Source organism: Streptomyces lincolnensis, from assembly GCF_021173675.1.
Lineage (GTDB): Bacteria > Actinomycetota > Actinomycetes > Streptomycetales > Streptomycetaceae > Streptomyces > Streptomyces lincolnensis_B.
Window position 1 is genome coordinate 303,682 of record NZ_JAIHON010000010.1, and the last position, 15,970, is coordinate 319,651.

Sequence of the window (15,970 nt, forward strand, 5' to 3'; positions counted from 1 at the left end):
TCGTCGTTGACGCTCGGTGCGTCGCAGGGTCAGGGTGAGGAGACATCGGTTTCCGCCCCGGGCGGAGCCGCCGCAGGGCAGCACGACCAGGGAGGAGTTCGCGTGAGCACCCAGGAGGACGCGCCGGACGGCTGGTCCGGCTCACCCGGCGGAGCGGAGCGGGGCGCGCTGCGGGGGCTCCGCATCGCCGACTTCTCGCGGGTCCTGGCGGGTCCCTACGCCACCATGCTCCTCGCCGACCTCGGCGCCGACGTGGTCAAGGTGGAGCGGCCGGGCACCGGGGACGACACCCGGGCCTGGCACCCTCCGGCGGATCACGACGGCACGTCGACCTACTTCCTGAGCGTCAACCGGAACAAGAGGTCGCTCACCCTGGACCTGAGCACAGAGGTTGGACGGGAACAGGCACGAGCCCTGGTCGCCGAGGCCGACGTCGTGGTGGAGAACTTCCGGCCCGGCACCATGGAACGGCTGGGCCTCGGCCACCAGGAACTCCGCGCGCGGCACCCGCGGCTGGTCTACTGCTCGATCAGCGGCTTCGGCAGCGGTGCGGGCGCCGCGATCCCCGGATACGACCTGCTCGTGCAGGCCGTCGGCGGCCTGATGAGCGTGACCGGCACCGCGGACGGGGAACCGGTGAAGGCCGGCGTGGCCCTGGTCGACGTGATCACCGGGCTGCACGCCTCGCTCGGCATCCTCGCGGCGCTGCGGCACCGGGACGCCACCGGGCAGGGGCAACTCGTGGAGGTGAACCTCCTAGGCTCCCTGCTGTCGGCCATGGTCAACCAGGCGTCGGCGTTCGCCGTCGCCGGTGTCGTCCCCGGCCGCCTGGGCAACGCGCACCCGAGCATCGCCCCCTACGAGACCTTCCCGACCGCCGACCGCCCGATCGCCCTCGCGGTGGGCAACGACAAGCAGTTCGCGGTGCTCGCCGAGGTCCTCGGGGAGCCCGGACTCGCCGCCGACGACCGCTTCCGCACCAACACCGACCGGGTCGCGCACCGCACCGAACTGCGGGAGATCCTCGCCCGGTTGCTCGGCTCGGGCGGCGCGGACCACTGGTCGGCCGTCCTGCTGGCCGCCGGAGTCCCGGCCGGCCCGGTCAACGGCCTGGACGAGGCGTTCGTCTTCGCGCGACGGCTCGGCCTGCCGGGCATCGTGGAGATCCCCGCCGAGGCCGCCGACGGAGACCGCCTCGGGCCCTCCCGGCAGGTCGCGCATCCCATCGCGCTCAGCGCGACCCCCGCGCGGTACCTGCTGCCTCCGCCGCGACTGGGCCGGCACACCGAGGAGATCCTCCACGGACTGGCCCCCGACCCCTCTGCGTGACGCCCGGCCGCCCCTCGGCCGACCGCGCAGCCATGTCCCACCCACGCACGCCCCATCACCCCTGCCCTGCAAGGAGCGCACCATGAGCGGCACGCCGCTGAAGGACCCCCTCGACCTGCTCGACATCGCCTCCGTCCTGTCCGAGGAGGAGCGGGAAATACAGGCCACCGTCGCCAGGTTCCTCACCGACCGGGTGCGCCCGCACATCGGCGAGTGGTTCGAGACCGCCCACTTCGCCCGCGAACTCGCCCCGGAACTGGGCAAGTTGGGCGTCCTGGGCATGCACCTGGACGGGTACGGCTGCGCCGGCACCAACGCCGTCAGCTACGGACTGGCCTGCATGGAGCTGGAGGCCGCCGACTCGGGCCTGCGCAGCTTCGTCTCCGTGCAGGGCTCGCTGTCGATGTTCTCCATCTGGAAGTGGGGATCGGAGGAGCAGAAGCTTCAGTGGCTGCCCCGGCTGGCCGCCGGTGAGGCGATCGGCTGCTTCGGCCTGACCGAGCCCGATTTCGGCAGCAACCCCTCCGGGATGCGCACCCGGGCCGTGCGCGACGGCGGCGACTGGATCCTGAACGGCTCCAAGATGTGGATCACCAACGGCGGTATCGCGGACGTGGCCACCGTGTGGGCGCAGACCGAGGACGGCGTCCGCGGCTTCCTCGTACCGCGCGGAACGCCCGGCTTCACCACCCAGGACATCAAGCAGAAGATGTCCCTGCGCGCGTCCGTCACCTCGGAGCTGTACTTCGACGACGTACGGCTGCCCGACGCGGCGCGGCTGCCGCTCGCCCAGGGCCTGCGCGGACCGCTGTCCTGCCTGAACGAGGCCCGCTTCGGCATCCTGTTCGGCGCGGTCGGCGCGGCCCGCGACAGCATCCAGGCGGCCCTCGACTACGCCGACTCCCGCGTGCAGTTCGACAAGCCGATCAGTGCCTTCCAGCTCACGCAGAAGAAGCTCGCCGACATGAGCGTGTCCCTGGGCGGCGCCGCGCTGCTCGCCCTGCATCTCGGCCGGCTGAAGGACCAGGACCGTATCCGGCCCGAGCAGATCAGCGTCGGCAAGCTCAACAACGTGCGGGAGGCCATCGCGATCGCCCGCGAGTGCCGCACCATCCTCGGCGCCAACGGCATCTCCCTGGAGTACTCACCGCTGCGCCACGCCAACAACCTGGAATCGGTGCTCACATACGAAGGCACCGGCGAGATGCACACGCTGGTCGTCGGACAGGCGCTCACCGGCTATCCGGCGTTCCGCTGACCGGCCCGGCCGAAGGAAGACGAACGTGAACATCGTCGTACTGGTCAAGCAGGTCCCGGACACCGGCGCGGAACGCACCCTGTCCGAGGCCGATCACACTCTCGATCGCGAGAGTGCCGACCCCGTCCTGGACGAGATCAACGAGCGGGCCGCCGAGGAGGCCCTGACCCTCAAGGAGACGGTCGGCGCCGACGTCACCGTCGTGTCCATGGGTCCCGACTCCGCGCTCGACGCCGTCCGCAAGGTGCTGGCGATGGGCGCCGACCGGGGCATCCACATCAGCGACGACAGGCTCCGGGGCGCCGACGTGGTGACCACCGCGCGGGTGCTGGCGGCCGCCGTGCGGACGGTGGACGATGTCGACCTCGTCCTCGCGGGCGACGCGACGACCGACGGCCAGGCGGGCGCGGTCCCGGCCGCCGTGGCCGATCTGCTGCGCCTGCCGCCGCTGACGCACGCGCGGGAGCTGACCGTCGACGCGGGGCGGGTGCGGGTGGAGCGCGAGACCGAGAGCGGCGAAACGACGTTGGACGCACCGCTGCCCGCGCTGGTCAGCGTCACCGAGAAGATCAACGAGCCGCGCTATCCCTCCTTCAAGGGGATCATGGCGGCCAAGAAGAAGCCCGTGCGGACGGTCGGTCTCGACGACCTGTTCCCCGACGCGGACACCGCCGGCCACCTCGTGACCCGCACCCGGGTGGTGGAGGCCGTGCCGCGTCCGGCCCGGGCCGCCGGAATCCGTGTCACGGACGACGGCTCGGCCGGCCGGCGGCTCGCCGAGTACCTGATCGCCCAAAAACTCGTCTGAGCCGACCCTTCCGTTGCCGTGTCCGAACCGCCCCGACCAAGAAGCAGGCCCTCATGCCCGATGTCCTCGTCCTCGTCGACCACGACGGGGAGCGTGTCCACAAGTCCACGTACGAACTCCTCCGCGCCGCAAGGCGGTTGGGTGACCCGGCCGCCGTCGTCGTGGGCACCCCCGGCACCGCCGCCCGCCTCAGGGACGCCCTCGCCCGCCACGGCGCGAGGCGGGTCTACGCGGCCGAATCCACCGAAGCGGACGAGTTCCTCGGTACGCCCGCCGTCGACGCCCTGGAACGCGCGGTCCTGGACCTCGCGGCCGAAGCGGCTTCACCCGCCGCCGTTCTGGTCTCCGCGACGACGGCCGGCACCGAGGTGGCCGGGCGGCTCGCCGCGCGGCTGGACGCCGGGCTGCTGATCGACGCGGTCGACCTGGACCCGTCCGGGGTGGCCACCCAGATCGTCTTCGGAGGGTCCTGCACCGTGCGCTCACAGGTCACCCACGGCATCCCGGTGATCGCCCTGCGGCCGGGTTCCTTCGAGCCGGAGGAGCACCCCGTGGAGGCGGCGGAGCTGCAGCTCACCCTGCCGCCGGTCGATCCCGCGGCCTCCGCCCGCGTCACCGCGCGGCGCGCCGCCGTCGCGGGGGACCGTCCCGAGCTCACCGAGGCGGCCGTCGTCGTCTCGGGAGGACGCGGTGTCGGAGGAGCCGACGGCTTCAAGGTGGTGGAGGAACTGGCCGACGCCCTGGGCGGCGCGGTGGGCGCCTCGCGCGCCGCCGTCGACGCCGGCTACTACCCCCACCGCTACCAGGTGGGACAGACCGGAAAGTCCGTCTCCCCCCAGCTGTACATCGCCCTGGGCATCTCCGGGGCCATCCAGCACCTCGCCGGAATGCAGACCTCCAGGACGATCGTCGCCGTCAACAAGGACCCGGAGGCCCCCGTCCTGGACCTGGCCGACTACGGCGTGGTCGGCGACCTGTTCGCGGTCGCTCCGCGGCTCACCCGGGAAGTGGCCGCCCGCCGCTCCACCGGCTGACGCGGTCCGGGGTCCCGGCACGGATCGAGGCCCCGCCCCACCGAACACGAGAGCCCCCGGGCGGCACCCGCCGCCCGGGGGCTCGGTCCATGGGTCAGGCGGCCCGGTAACTGAAGAAACCCTGCCCGGACTTACGGCCCAGCAGGCCCGACTCGACCATGCGGCGCAGCAACGGGGGAGGGGCGTACAGCGGCTCCCGGTACTCCTCGTACAGGGCCTCGCCTATCGCCGCCACCGTGTCCAGCCCGATGAGGTCGGCCAGGCGCAGCGGGCCCATGGGGTGGGCGCAGCCGGCGGTCATCCCCGTGTCGATGTCCTCCGCCGTCGCCGTACCGGAGCTCACCATGCGCACCGCCGCCAACAGGTAGGGAACCAGCAGGGAGTTCACCACGAACCCCGCGCGGTCCTGGGTGACGATCGTCTTCTTGCCCAGCGCCTCGCCCACGAAGGCGCGCACCCGCAGCTCCGTGGCCTTGGAGGTGTGCAGCGCGGGGATGACCTCGACCAGCGGCATGACGGGGACCGGGTTGAAGAAGTGCAGCCCGATCACCGTCTGCGGCCGGCCGGCCGCAGACGCCAGTCTGGCGATGGGGATAGAGGAGGTGTTGCTGGCCAGGACGGCGGCCGGGTCCGTGACCACCTCGCCCAGCCGCCGGAACAGCGCTGTCTTGGCCCGCTCGTCCTCGACGGCGGCCTCGATGACCAGGTCCGCCCCGGACAGGCGGGACAGATCGTCGCCGACCGACACCCTGGTCAGTGCCTGGGCTCGGTCCTCAGATGTCAGGGCGCCCCGCTTCTCCGCCTTGAGCAGGGAGTCCGCGATACCGGCCAGACCGGCACGGGCCCGTTCCTCGGTCACGTCGCACAGCGCGACGTGCACTCCTGCCCGGGCGCAGACCTCGGCGATGCCACGGCCCATCTGGCCGGCTCCGACGATGCCCACGTGCTTGATCGATGTCATGTGGTGCTCTCCGCTCTACTCTTCGTGGACGCGGTGGGGGTGTGGGTTCAGGGCGTCGGCCGGCGCGGCGGCTGCCTCCCGGAGCCGACGGATCACCGCCCGGACCGCGGGCGAGGTCTCGCCCCTGCGGTAGGCGCCGACCAGCCGGGTGGTCAGCGATACATCGGCCAGCGGCCGGTAGGCCACGCCGGGGATGTGCACGCGGCGCAGCGAGTCCGGCACCAGGGCCACCGCGAGACCACCGCCCACCAGCGTCAGCGCGGCGACGAAGTCCCGCACCGGGGGAGCGCAGCGCGGGCTGAAGCCCCCGTGCTCGGCCACTTCCAGGATCTGGTCGCGGCAGCCGTACTCCTCGTCGAAGTGCGGGGCCACGAAACACTCCTCCCGCAGCGCCGCCGCCGGCACCGCCTCGTACGCCGCCAGCGGCGCGGCGGCCGGCAGGGCCAGGACGACCTGCTCGGTGAGCAGGCAGGTGGCCGTGACCTCGGGCGGGTACTCCGGACGCCAGCGCAGGAAGCCGACGTCGACGTCCCCGCAGGCCAGCGCCTCCAGCTGGGCGGGGGTCTCCAACTCGCGGACCTGCACGGTCAGTTCGGTGCCGGAGGCGGTGCAGCGATTGAGGACGTCGGTCAGCACCCCGGAGAACGCCGCGGAGGCGACGTAGGCGATCTGGGCGTGCCCCAGCTCCCCGCGACCGGCACGCCGACCCACCGCCTCGGCCCGCGCGGCCTGCGCGAGGGTCAGCCGCGCTTCGTCGAGGAACAGCCGGCCGGCGCTGGTCAGCGCCGGCCGGGTACGTCGTCCCCGGTCGATCAGACGTACGCCCAGATGGGACTCCAGCGCTCTGATCTGGGCGCTGAGCGCCGACGGGGCGAGATGCAGTCGGTCCGAGGCCCGCGCGAAGTGCAGTTCCTCCGCGACGACGACGAACGATTCCAGCCAGCGCAGTTCCATCGGCTCCTCCGTCGTGCCGGAACACCCCGCGGCGGCGTCAGGGCAGAACAGGGCCGCCGCGGGGTGAGTAGGAGGGATCCGCGTAGGGGGATCCGCGGTTCAGGGGATCACGACGTAGTTGCTGAACCCGCCGTCGAGGTCGGTGGCGCGTCCCGAGATCGCCTCGTTGACCTCGGACAGCGGGAAGGGCTTGGTGATCAGGTACGACAGGTCCAGGGCCCCGGTGGCCACCATGTCGGCGACCTCCTGCCCCTGGGCGGTGGAGAACCAGTTGGAGCCGATCAGCTGGACCTGCTCGTCCATGAGCCACTTCACGTCCAGGGGCAGCCGGTCGGCCACGCCACCGACGTTGACCACCCGGCCGCCACGCCGGACGCCCTGCATGGAGTCGAGCATCGTCTCCGCGGGCGCCTGGGCGCCCAGGGCGCTGATGACGAAGTCCGCCCCCTCGCCGCCGGTGCGGGACTTCGCCCACGCGCCGGAGGAGCGCTCGCCCAGCCGCATGACCTCGATCCGGTCCGGGGCGAGTTCCTTGACCCGCTTGAGGAGTTCCTCGTTGCGCCCCGTTCCGAGGACCCTGGCGACACCGGAGGCCAGTGCGAGGAGGGTGGAGGCGACACCGAGGGTGCCGGTGATCCCGTCGATCAGCGCCACCTGGCCGGGGCCGGCCTGGGCGTACTTGAGGGCCCGGTAGGAGGTGCCGATGTAGCCGAGCTTGCCGGCCTGCTCGAACGTCATGGTGTCGGGGAGGTTGACGATCGCGTGCTGCGGCGCGGTCATGTACTGCGCGAAGCCGCCGTAGGGATAGAGGTCGAAGATCCGCTGGCCGTCGCGGGACGTGCTGAAGTATCCGTTCAGCGTGAAGTAGCGGCACCGGCTGAGCTCGCCGCCGCGGCACACCTGGCAGCTGCCGCAGGACCGCAGCGGACTCACGTAGACCCGGTCGCCGGGCCTGGTGTTGAGCACCGCCTCGCCGACCGCCTCGACCACGCCCGCGGGATCCAGACCGAAGATCGCGGGGAGCTGGGGCAGCGGCTGGTGCGGGTACCAGGTGGGCCAGTTGTTGATCACGTTCGCCATGTTCGGCACGATTCCGCATGCCTTGACCCGCACCAGTACGTCGGTCGGCCTGGGGGTGGGCACGTCGACCGAGTCCACGGACATCGGCTCACCGAGCGCGTGCAGTCGTGCAGCGAGCATTTTCGCCATTGAAATACTCCGGATTGATGGGCGGTACGGTGCCGAGAGCTACGGATTCGGGAAAGAATTCGGGAACGGATTCGGGTAGTTGTCCTCAAGGTCGATGTCCAGCAGCCCCATGATGCGGACGCCGGAGTTGTACCAGGCGATGGACAACGACAGTTCGACCATCTGTCGGTCCGTCAGGTGCGCGGCGGCGGCTCGCCACGTCTCCTCCGAGACGTCGACCCGGAGCGTGGACTCCTCGGCGAGGCGCATGACCGCCTTCTGCGTGGGGTCGAACAGGTCGGACGACTCGAAGTCGGCCACCGCCGCGAGCTGTTCCTCGCTGAGCCCGGCCTTGAGCCCGTGCGACTGGTGGTGCGCGACCTCGTAGGCGGACCGGGTCGCGTGTCCCACGGTCAGAATGGCCAGCTCACGCAGTTCCGGGCTGAGGCCGGCGCCGCGCAGCGCGTTGGCGTAGGTCAGGAAGGCGTCCAGCTGGGCGGGCGCGTGGGTGAGGGCGAGGAATATGTTCGCCGTGGGCACCTTGCGTTCGCTCTCCAGCCGGTCGTACAGCGGCTTGAGCGACTCGTCCGCGTCCTCGCGGCGCAGATACGGGACTCGTGTCATGTCGTCTCCTCGGGGACGGAAGGGGGCGGTGGGCGGGATCAGTGGGCGGACTGTTCGAGCAGGTACCGCTCCAGCGTCATCGGCTTGGGCGCCTCGACCGCCGGGATCCGCTTCACTCCCACGAAGGGCGACGCCTCGAAGTACCACTTCTCCAGCGCCGGAAGCCCCCAGCGGACGTTCGTGCTCAGCGATCCCGCGTCCCAGCGCACCGGCTCCACCTCGGTGTCGATGGTCTGGTAGTGGCTGTTGAAGACCTCCACCCGGTGGCCGTCGGGATCGCGGAGGTAGGTGAACAGCATCCCGCCCGGACCGTGGCGTCCGGGGCCCCGCTCGACGCCCTCCCCGTAGCCGAGGATCCCCGCCCAGTCGCAGGCCGTGAAGATGTCGTGGCTCTCGGAGACGGTGTAGGCGAAGTGGTGCAGCGCGGGACCGGCGTTCTCCACGATCGCGAGGTCCAGACAGGTGCCCTTGCGGTACATGAACGCGCTCAGCAGCTTGTCGCCGTGCGCCAGGTACTCGGAGTTGCGGAAGCCGAGTTCGCCGTAGAACGCCGTCAGCTCGTACGTGTTCGGCGCGAAGGTCTGGAAGTGGTCCAGCCGCTGCGCGTGGGCGCCCTTGTGGTGCTCGAAGTCGATGTGCAGCCTCGGCCGGGTCTCCATGTGCGCGCAGAGTTCCAGCGGCGTACCGACCGGGTCGCTGACGTGCAGGGTGCGGCCCTGGTGGGGCAGGTCGACCCACTCGGCGGGCAGTCCCCGCTCGCGGAACCAGGCGTAGGCGATGTCGAGGTCCTCGTCGAGGAAGACGCGGAAGCCGATCCTGCGGCAGGCGCCCGCGCCCTCCTGGTCGAGTTCCAGCACGAGGCTGTGGTGGCAGGCCTCGGCGAGGCCGCGCAGATGGCAGGTGCGCTCGTCCTCGTCGCTGACGACGAGCCCGAGGGCCCGCGTGTAGAAGTTCCGGCTCTCGGCGAGGTCGGCGACGGTCAGACGCACATGGCTGGAGCGGGTGATGTTGAAACTCGGGCGCAGATTGACGGGTGGCAGCATGCTGGGCTCCGTGCTCCGGTCGGCTCTGGATTTCGATGACTGTAATACTTCGGTGCGTTTTTACGGATTGGTCGTGGATGGTCCGGAACCACCGAATGTGAAAGCGGACCAGCCGCTGAATTCCGCGGACGCGCCGAGGGACTCCTCGATGCGCAGCACCTCGTTCCACTTGGCCATGCGCTCGGAGCGGGTGAACGAGCCGACCTTCAGCTGACCGGCGTCCCAGCCGACGCTCAGATGGGCGATGGTGACGTCCTCCGTCTCCCCGGAGCGGGCCGAGACGATCGTGCCGAAGCCCGCGTCCTTCCCGGCGCGCAGGGCCTGGTGCGCCTCGGTGACGGTGCCGGCCTGGTTCGGTTTCACGAGGACGGCGTTCGCCGCCCCGCCGGCGGCCGCGGCCTCCACCCGCTTGGCGTTCGTGACCAGGTAGTCGTCGCCGATCACCTGGCAGCGGTGGCCGTGGCGCCGGGTGAACTCCACCATGCCGTCGGTGTCGTCCTCGCCCACCGGGTCCTCGACGGACAGGATCGGATACTGCTCGATCCAGTCGCCCAGCATGTCGATCAACGCCCCCGTGTCCAGGGTGCGGTCGTCCAGGGCCAGCGTGTACCGCCCGCCGCTGCCGAACTGGGAGGCCGCGACGTCCAGGGAGATGCCGACCTGGGTCGAGGGCGTGAAGCCCGCGGTCCCGATCGCCCGGGTCAGCGTCTCCAGGGCCTCCTCGTTGGAGTCGAACGCGGGCCAGAAGCCGCCCTCGTCCGCCACGCCCTGGGCCTTTCCGGCCTCGCGCATCAGACTGCCGGCCGCCCGGTAGATCTCCGCCGTCCAGTCCAGGGCCTCGGAGAAGCTCCGCGCGGCGGGGCAGACCACCATGAAGTCCTGGACGTCGACGCGCCGGTCCGCGTGGGCGCCACCGCCGAAGATCTGGATCTCCGGCAACGGGATGCGTACCGGTCGCCCCTGGGCCAGGTGCTGCCACAGCGGTACGCCCACCGACGCGGCACCGGCATGCAGCACGGCCATGGACGTGGCCACGATCGCGTTGCCGCCGAGACGGCTGCGGTCGGGCGTGCCGTCGAGGTCGACCAGGAGCCGGTCGACGGCCTCCTGGTCGGTCGCGTCGCGGTTCAGGAGGGCGGGCGCGATCTCGCCGTTCACCGAGCCGACGGCGCGCAGGACGTCCAGTCCGCCGAAGCGCTGACCGCCGTCGCGCAGGTCGAGCGCCTCGCCCTGGCCCGTCGAGGCCCCGGCCGGTGCGATGGCCCTGCCGGTCGAACCGTCCGCGAGGTGCGCTTCGACCTCCACAGTCGGTCGCCCGCGTGAGTCCCACACCCTGCGGCCGTGGAGCTTGGCGATCCGCGCGTCTGTCATGGCGGTGCAACCTTTCGGAGGACGGTCGATCGGGGCGCCGGGCGATGCCCTCGTAGGGGCAAGCGATGTCCCCCTCGCGCAGTCGGGGAGGGGGCACGTCCTCGCCGCTCGACGGGCTCGATCGGGGTCCCGCGGGGCGGCGCCGGAAACGGGGCGGCGCCCCGGGGTGAGGGAAAAGGAAGCGGAGGCGAGGTGCTCTCCGTTGCGGCTCATGCTGTGCTAACGATAGCGCAATCGTGCAAACTGTCGGTGGTTGTGTCAAGAGGTAGGGGGTGATCCACTCTCAGGGCCACCTCGCTCACCGTGCTCTTCCGATCGGTCGTCGGTGTGCGTGCTATCGTTCGCACAACCCGTTCACTCCTCCCTTGGCGCTCCGGCAAGAACTCCGGCGGGCCCGCGCTTCCTGGACGGACGGACAGCACAGGCAGCGTGGGTTCGCCGGGCCCTATCGCGGCCGACCGGAAAGCGAGCCCTGACATGACATCCGAGCCCCCTGTGGCACCCCTGACCCTCACCACCGTGGTGGCCAGCACACGCCCCGGGCGTGTGGGCAGGTCCGTGGCGGACTGGTTCACCGCCCGGGTCGCGGAGTACGACCGGTTCGCGTCACACCTGGTCGACCTGCACGAACTCGGACTCCCCTTCTACGACGAGCCGCACCCTCCGGCGCTGCGGCAGTACACGAAGAGCCACACCCGCGCCTGGAGCCGGATCGTCGAGGCGTCGGACGCGTTCGTGTTCGTCACCCCGGAGTACAACGGCGGTTTCCCGGCCCCGCTGAAGAACGCGTGGGACTACCTCGTCGTGGAGTGGCAGCACAAGCCGGCCGCGTTCATCAGCTACGGGGGAGTCTCGGCGGGCACCCGGGCGGTGCAGATGGGCAAGCAGATCGTGGCCAACCTGCGGATGCTGCCGATCGGCCCGACCGTGAGCATCCCGTTCGTCGGCGAACAGGTCGAGGACGGCGCTTTCCGGGCCGGGAAGATACATGACGCGGCCGCTGAGCAGATGCTCGACGAACTCGTGCGGACGGCCACCGTGATGCGCCGACTGCGCGGCGGGACGTACTGACACGACGGCGAAGCGAGCACGAGGACGAGTACAGGGACGCCCGGAGCGCATCGCTCCTGGCGTCTTCGCGGTGCGCGGACGAGAGGCCCACGGGCCCCGCCGGGTCGGCTAAGACGCAGGCTCAGGAGATGTCAGTGGTCTGCTGGCCCTCTCCCTTGAGGACGGCCTTCCAGTACTGCGACAGCGACGGCGGGCCGCCCCACATGGGCGTGGGGACGACGTAGACGTTGTTCGACACGTAGTTGCTCTGCGGGCCGAGCGCGTAGTCGGGATACTGGCGCGGGATGAGGGCGTAGCAGTCCGCGTCGTGGGCGTGCTGCTCGCTGCCGTGCACCTTGCGCACGATCCACTGCTGCTTGCGGCTGCCGTCGGGCTGCTGGAGCCGCGGGTAGTCCTTCGCGGTGGCGCCTGCCGTCAGACACCGGCCGTTCTCGTAGCTCTGGAGCAGGCAGACCTCCGACTCCCCGGTCGGCTCGATGTGCCACAGATGTCCGAGCCAGCCCTTCTGCGTCATCACCGGGTCGTGGTTCCAGGTCTGCACGGCCTCGCCGACGTTGTCGTTGTAGTTGTCGGTCTCCAGATACGTGCCGGTGATCTCGTGGACGAACATCACGGGACTGCCGGCTCCGCCGCTCGCGAAGATGTCGGGCATGCTCCCACCCCCTGCGGGTCGCTGGGCGAAATGGTGCAGGACGTGTCCGGACGAGGCGGACGCTACTCCCGCGCCGGAGAGCGGGCACGCCGTGTTTCTGGTCAGTGTGGGCACCCGGCCCGTGGATGCGCGGGTCACAGCAATCGATCCGCGACACTCGGACAGCCATGCCGAAGTGCGGATGGCTGTGACGCTCGGCGGGCGGCGAGCCCTCTACCATCAACTTCCTTGCCGATAGAGGGCTTTGGGCACCCACTGGGTCGGCTTGGGGCCGCGGTGGCTACGAAACCGCGACCACGGCCGACGGTTCGCACGCCTCCCTGAGGCTCAGGAGGACCTGGGCGCGGCCCTTCCGTCGGGAGGTGCCGTGCTGCCGCGCAGGATCAGCGATCCGGGAGAGACCGACGTGTAAGGGCCGTCGTGGCTCGGCTTGGTCTTCAGGCGACGCATCAGCCACAACGCGCAGCCCGTGGCCATCTCCTGGATGGGCAGGCCGATCGTGGTGAGGCCGGGGCCCCACCAGGAGAAACCGGGCTCGTCGCCGAAGCCGACCACCGACAGTTCCCCGGGCACCTTCACCCCCTGCCGGGACAGCTCCTCCAGCACGCCCAGGGTGAGCTGGATCGAGCCCAGCACGAGGGCGGTGGGCGCGTCCTTCGACGTCAGCAGCCGGCGTACCGTCTCGCGGCCGTGGTCGACCGACGACGGCGGTCCCAGCTCGGCGCGGCCGGCGTCGTCCGGCAGGCCGCCCTCCCGAAGCGCGTCGCGGAAGCCCCGCAGTCGCTCCGCGCCCGTGGGCAGCTCCTCGGGGCCGCCGAGGTAGGCGACGCGGGTGTGGCCCTGGGCCACCAGGTGGGCCGTGGCCCGCCGCAACGCCTCGTGGTCGTCCACGCCGAACCACTGGGAGCCCAGCGACGGGTGCCGGCGCAGCAGCTGCAGGTGCGGTACGGCGCGCAGGAGCTTGACCGACTCACCGTGCGGGCGCGCCGTCGGCACGATGATGATGCCCGCGACGCGGTTCGCGGACAGCTCCCGCAGGTGGCGCAGTTCGGCCGTGCGGTCGTCGTCGGTCTCCGAGAGCATCAGCTGGAAGCCCTCGGCCTCCATGTTCTTGGACAGTTCGTGCGCGATGGTCGAGTAGAAGCTGTTGCGGATGTCCGGGATCACCAGCGCGACCACGTTGCTGGACGCCCCGCGCATCATCCGTGCCGCGCGGTTGCCGACGTACCCCATCTCGGACGCGGCCTGCCGGACCCGGAACTTGGTCTCCTCGCTGATGCGCGGATCGTCGGCGAGTGCCCGTCCCACCGTCGACACGGAGACTCCGAGGCGGTCGGCGATGTCCCTGGTCGTGATCACGTAAGGGGTCCCCTCGACTGACTGGTCGCGTGCCGTCACTTTCCGTATGCCAACGTTAGCACTCTCGTCGCGCTCCGTGGTCGACAAGGCGGGGAAGCAGGTCTGACGGCAGCTGCGTGCTAACGTTAGCATTGCTGGAGGAGCCGTGCAGCCGCCCGCGGCTGCCTAGTTGCGGAGGTTTCCGTGCGGATCGTCAGGTATGCCGTCGACGGCGTGCGTCACTACGGAGAACTCGAATCCGATGACGCCAGGATCGTCAGATGCGAAGGTGATCCCTTTACCGGGCTGTCCCCCACGGGACGGATCGACGACGTCGGTGACGTCCGCATTCTGTCGCCCGTCGAACGCCCCCGGATCTTCGGGTTCGCCTACAACTACGCCTCACACGTCGGCGAGACCGACCGTGAAATCCCGGAAATTCCCGTGTGCTTCATGAAACCGAGCACGGCGGTGGTGGGGCCGGGGGATGCCATCGTCTATCCGGCGGATGGTGAACTCATCCATTTCGAGGGCGAGTTGGTCGTCGTCATCGGAAAGGAGGCCCGCCATGTGAAGCCCGCCGAGGCGCATGAGTACATCCTCGGCCTTACCTGTGGCAATGACGTCAGCGACCGCGTCGTCCAGCGCAGGGAAAGCGCGTTCGGGACGTTGCTGATCGGCAAGGGCCAGGACACCTTCGCCCCTCTCGGGCCCGTCGTCGCGACCGGTCTCGACCCCTCGGACCTCGCCCTGACCACCCGCGTCAACGGCACCGTCGTGCAGTCGGCGAGCACGGCCGACCTGCTGCTGTCGGTGCCCGACCTCGTCGGCTACCTCAGCCGCCACCTGACACTGCTGCCCGGCGACGTGATCATGACCGGCACGCCCTCCGGTGTCGGCCCGATCCGCCCCGGGGACGAGGTCGAGGTCGAGATCGAGGGCATCGGGGTCCTGCGCAACCCGGTGCTGGCCGAGGCTCGTTGACCCTGGTCACCGCGTGAAAGGGGGCCTGCCCACCGCCGAGCGGTGGGCAGGCCCCCTTCGGTGTGCCGGTGGGGCCCGCTAGCGGACCGCGTTGTTGAACCGTCCGGGGCGGACGAACAGCAGGGCGACGGCACCGGCCAGCGGCAGCAGCGTGACCTGGAGGAGCCCGGCCCGGTCCCAGCCGAAGGAGTCCACCAGGGCGGCGAAGAGCAGCCCCGAGAACGCCGCGGGGCCGTAGTAGCTGGTGACGAAGAGACCGGAGGCGCGTCCGATCTGCGACGGGCGGACGGCCCGCTGCATCACGCTGTTGGTGTTGGGATAGATGAAGCCCAGGCCGAAGGCGCCCATGAGGAAGGCGAACACGCACTGCACGCCGACCCCGGCCTGTGTCTCGTAGATGCACACACTGATGGCGGAGACGGCCAGCAGGCTCAGGATCAGCAGGTTGCGCTGGTTGACGCGGTCGCCGAGCCAGCCGCCGAACAGGGCCGTCATGCCGCCGAAGCCGAGGAGGCTCATGGCCAGCGCGGCCTGCTGGGTGGAGTAGTGCAGCGAGGTGATGAGGTACGTCGGGTAGAGGCCGAGGAACCCGTAGATGGCCACCCCGCTGACCACCGAGTGGACGGCCAGCGCGATGGTGTTGCGGTTGTAGGCGGAGGCCGGCATGTGGTCGTACGTCCTGGTCGAGCGGGCTTTCTCGACGGAGTGCTCGGTCAGGGAGGCCTTCACGAGGAAGAGGGAGGCGGCGGCGATCAGCAGGCCGGCCGTGCCGAAGAGGTAGAAGGGCGAGTGCCAGGTGCCGTGCATGCGCATGAGCTCGACGCCGATCAGCGGGGCGATGAACACACCGACCGAGTAGCCCATGCCGATGGCGCCGAAGGCGAGGCCGCGCCGGTGGGCGAAGAAGGCGCCCATCGCCGCGAAGATGGCGGCGGACTGCATGCCCTCGCCGAAGCCCGACACGACCCGGTACAGGGTCATGTCGGCGAAGCCGGTCGCCAGCGGTGTGGCCATCGTGCCCAGGGAGTAGATCACGATGCTGACCAGCAGGACGGTCTTGCGTCGGAAACGGTCCAGCAGGTAGCCGGCGGGCAGGCCGGCCAGGGCCATGCCGAGGGTGAAGTTCGTCGCCAGCAGCCCGCCCTGCTCCAGGGAGAAGCCGTACTCCTGGCGGATGGCGGGCAGCAGCGGCGGGAAGACCTGGCGGTCCATCGCGTTGACCATGTAGGACAGGACGATCAGCAGAAAGCCCACGCCGATCATGGTCCGGGAAATGGGCGGACGGCTGCTTTCCTTTGCGTCGCCGACGGGCACGGGGCCGGTGTCGACTTGCGCAGCGTGAGTCATTGCGGCTC

At 70.5% G+C, this 15,970-nt stretch carries 15 protein-coding genes; 6 read left to right on the plus strand and 9 right to left on the minus strand.

Features of this window, described 5'->3' with window-relative positions; genetic code table 11:
• Positions 1–102 precede the first annotated feature (102 nt).
• The 4 genes from K4B79_RS30410 to K4B79_RS30425 all read left to right on the plus strand — a co-directional run bounded on the left by K4B79_RS30410 (position 103) and on the right by K4B79_RS30425 (position 4,429).
• Complete coding sequence (locus tag K4B79_RS30410; RefSeq protein ID WP_232030361.1) at positions 103–1,329, plus strand: CaiB/BaiF CoA transferase family protein; 1,227 nt, start codon at positions 103–105, stop codon at positions 1,327–1,329.
• Between the two features lie 82 nt (positions 1,330–1,411).
• Complete coding sequence (locus K4B79_RS30415; protein WP_232030363.1) at positions 1,412–2,587, plus strand: acyl-CoA dehydrogenase family protein; 1,176 nt, start codon at positions 1,412–1,414, stop codon at positions 2,585–2,587.
• A 25-nt stretch (positions 2,588–2,612) separates the two neighbouring features.
• Complete coding sequence (locus K4B79_RS30420; protein ID WP_232030365.1) at positions 2,613–3,395, plus strand: electron transfer flavoprotein subunit beta/FixA family protein; 783 nt, start codon at positions 2,613–2,615, stop codon at positions 3,393–3,395.
• A 53-nt stretch (positions 3,396–3,448) separates the two neighbouring features.
• Positions 3,449–4,429, plus strand: coding sequence for an electron transfer flavoprotein subunit alpha/FixB family protein (locus K4B79_RS30425; RefSeq protein WP_232030367.1), 981 nt, complete (start codon positions 3,449–3,451; stop codon positions 4,427–4,429).
• A 94-nt stretch (positions 4,430–4,523) separates the two neighbouring features.
• On the opposite strand, the gene K4B79_RS30430 is transcribed toward K4B79_RS30425, so the two are convergent.
• From K4B79_RS30430 to eno, 6 genes are all read right to left on the minus strand, one after another.
• On the minus strand, positions 4,524–5,390 hold the full coding sequence (locus K4B79_RS30430; RefSeq protein ID WP_232030369.1) for a 3-hydroxybutyryl-CoA dehydrogenase: 867 nt from the start codon (positions 5,388–5,390) through the stop codon (positions 4,524–4,526).
• Between the two features lie 15 nt (positions 5,391–5,405).
• On the minus strand, positions 5,406–6,344 hold the full coding sequence (locus K4B79_RS30435) for a LysR substrate-binding domain-containing protein (protein ID WP_232030371.1): 939 nt from the start codon (positions 6,342–6,344) through the stop codon (positions 5,406–5,408).
• Positions 6,345–6,443: 99 nt separating this feature from the next.
• Positions 6,444–7,544: an alcohol dehydrogenase catalytic domain-containing protein gene (locus tag K4B79_RS30440; RefSeq protein WP_232030373.1), complete on the minus strand. Its 1,101-nt coding sequence runs from the start codon at positions 7,542–7,544 to the stop codon at positions 6,444–6,446.
• Positions 7,545–7,592: 48 nt separating this feature from the next.
• On the minus strand, positions 7,593–8,156 hold the full coding sequence (locus K4B79_RS30445) for a carboxymuconolactone decarboxylase family protein (RefSeq protein WP_232030374.1): 564 nt from the start codon (positions 8,154–8,156) through the stop codon (positions 7,593–7,595).
• Positions 8,157–8,194: 38 nt separating this feature from the next.
• Positions 8,195–9,199 carry a VOC family protein gene (locus K4B79_RS30450; RefSeq protein WP_232030375.1) on the minus strand — a complete coding sequence of 335 codons (1,005 nt, stop codon included), beginning with the start codon at positions 9,197–9,199 and terminating at the stop codon, positions 8,195–8,197.
• 60 nt (positions 9,200–9,259) lie between these two features.
• A complete protein-coding gene (eno, locus tag K4B79_RS30455) occupies positions 9,260–10,570 on the minus strand; it encodes a phosphopyruvate hydratase (protein ID WP_232030376.1) in 1,311 nt (436 codons plus the stop codon).
• A gap of 477 nt (positions 10,571–11,047) precedes the next feature.
• Between eno and K4B79_RS30460 the strand changes: the two genes are divergently transcribed.
• Positions 11,048–11,641 carry an NADPH-dependent FMN reductase gene (locus tag K4B79_RS30460; protein ID WP_232030378.1) on the plus strand — a complete coding sequence of 198 codons (594 nt, stop codon included), beginning with the start codon at positions 11,048–11,050 and terminating at the stop codon, positions 11,639–11,641.
• 121 nt (positions 11,642–11,762) lie between these two features.
• On the opposite strand, the gene K4B79_RS30465 is transcribed toward K4B79_RS30460, so the two are convergent.
• Both K4B79_RS30465 and K4B79_RS30470 read right to left on the minus strand, forming a co-directional pair.
• Positions 11,763–12,293 carry an RICIN domain-containing protein gene (locus K4B79_RS30465; RefSeq protein WP_232030380.1) on the minus strand — a complete coding sequence of 177 codons (531 nt, stop codon included), beginning with the start codon at positions 12,291–12,293 and terminating at the stop codon, positions 11,763–11,765.
• Positions 12,294–12,620: 327 nt separating this feature from the next.
• Positions 12,621–13,652 (minus strand): LacI family DNA-binding transcriptional regulator, encoded by a 1,032-nt coding sequence (locus K4B79_RS30470; protein WP_232030381.1) that lies wholly within the window; start codon positions 13,650–13,652, stop codon positions 12,621–12,623.
• A 183-nt stretch (positions 13,653–13,835) separates the two neighbouring features.
• On the opposite strand from K4B79_RS30470, the gene K4B79_RS30475 reads away from it, so the two are divergent.
• Positions 13,836–14,615, plus strand: a complete 780-nt coding sequence (locus K4B79_RS30475; protein WP_232030383.1) for a fumarylacetoacetate hydrolase family protein — start codon at positions 13,836–13,838, stop codon at positions 14,613–14,615.
• 78 nt (positions 14,616–14,693) lie between these two features.
• Here K4B79_RS30475 and K4B79_RS30480 read toward each other — a convergent pair whose 3' ends face one another.
• Positions 14,694–15,878: an MFS transporter gene (locus K4B79_RS30480; RefSeq protein WP_232030535.1), complete on the minus strand. Its 1,185-nt coding sequence runs from the start codon at positions 15,876–15,878 to the stop codon at positions 14,694–14,696.
• Positions 15,879–15,970: the final 92 nt, after the last annotated feature.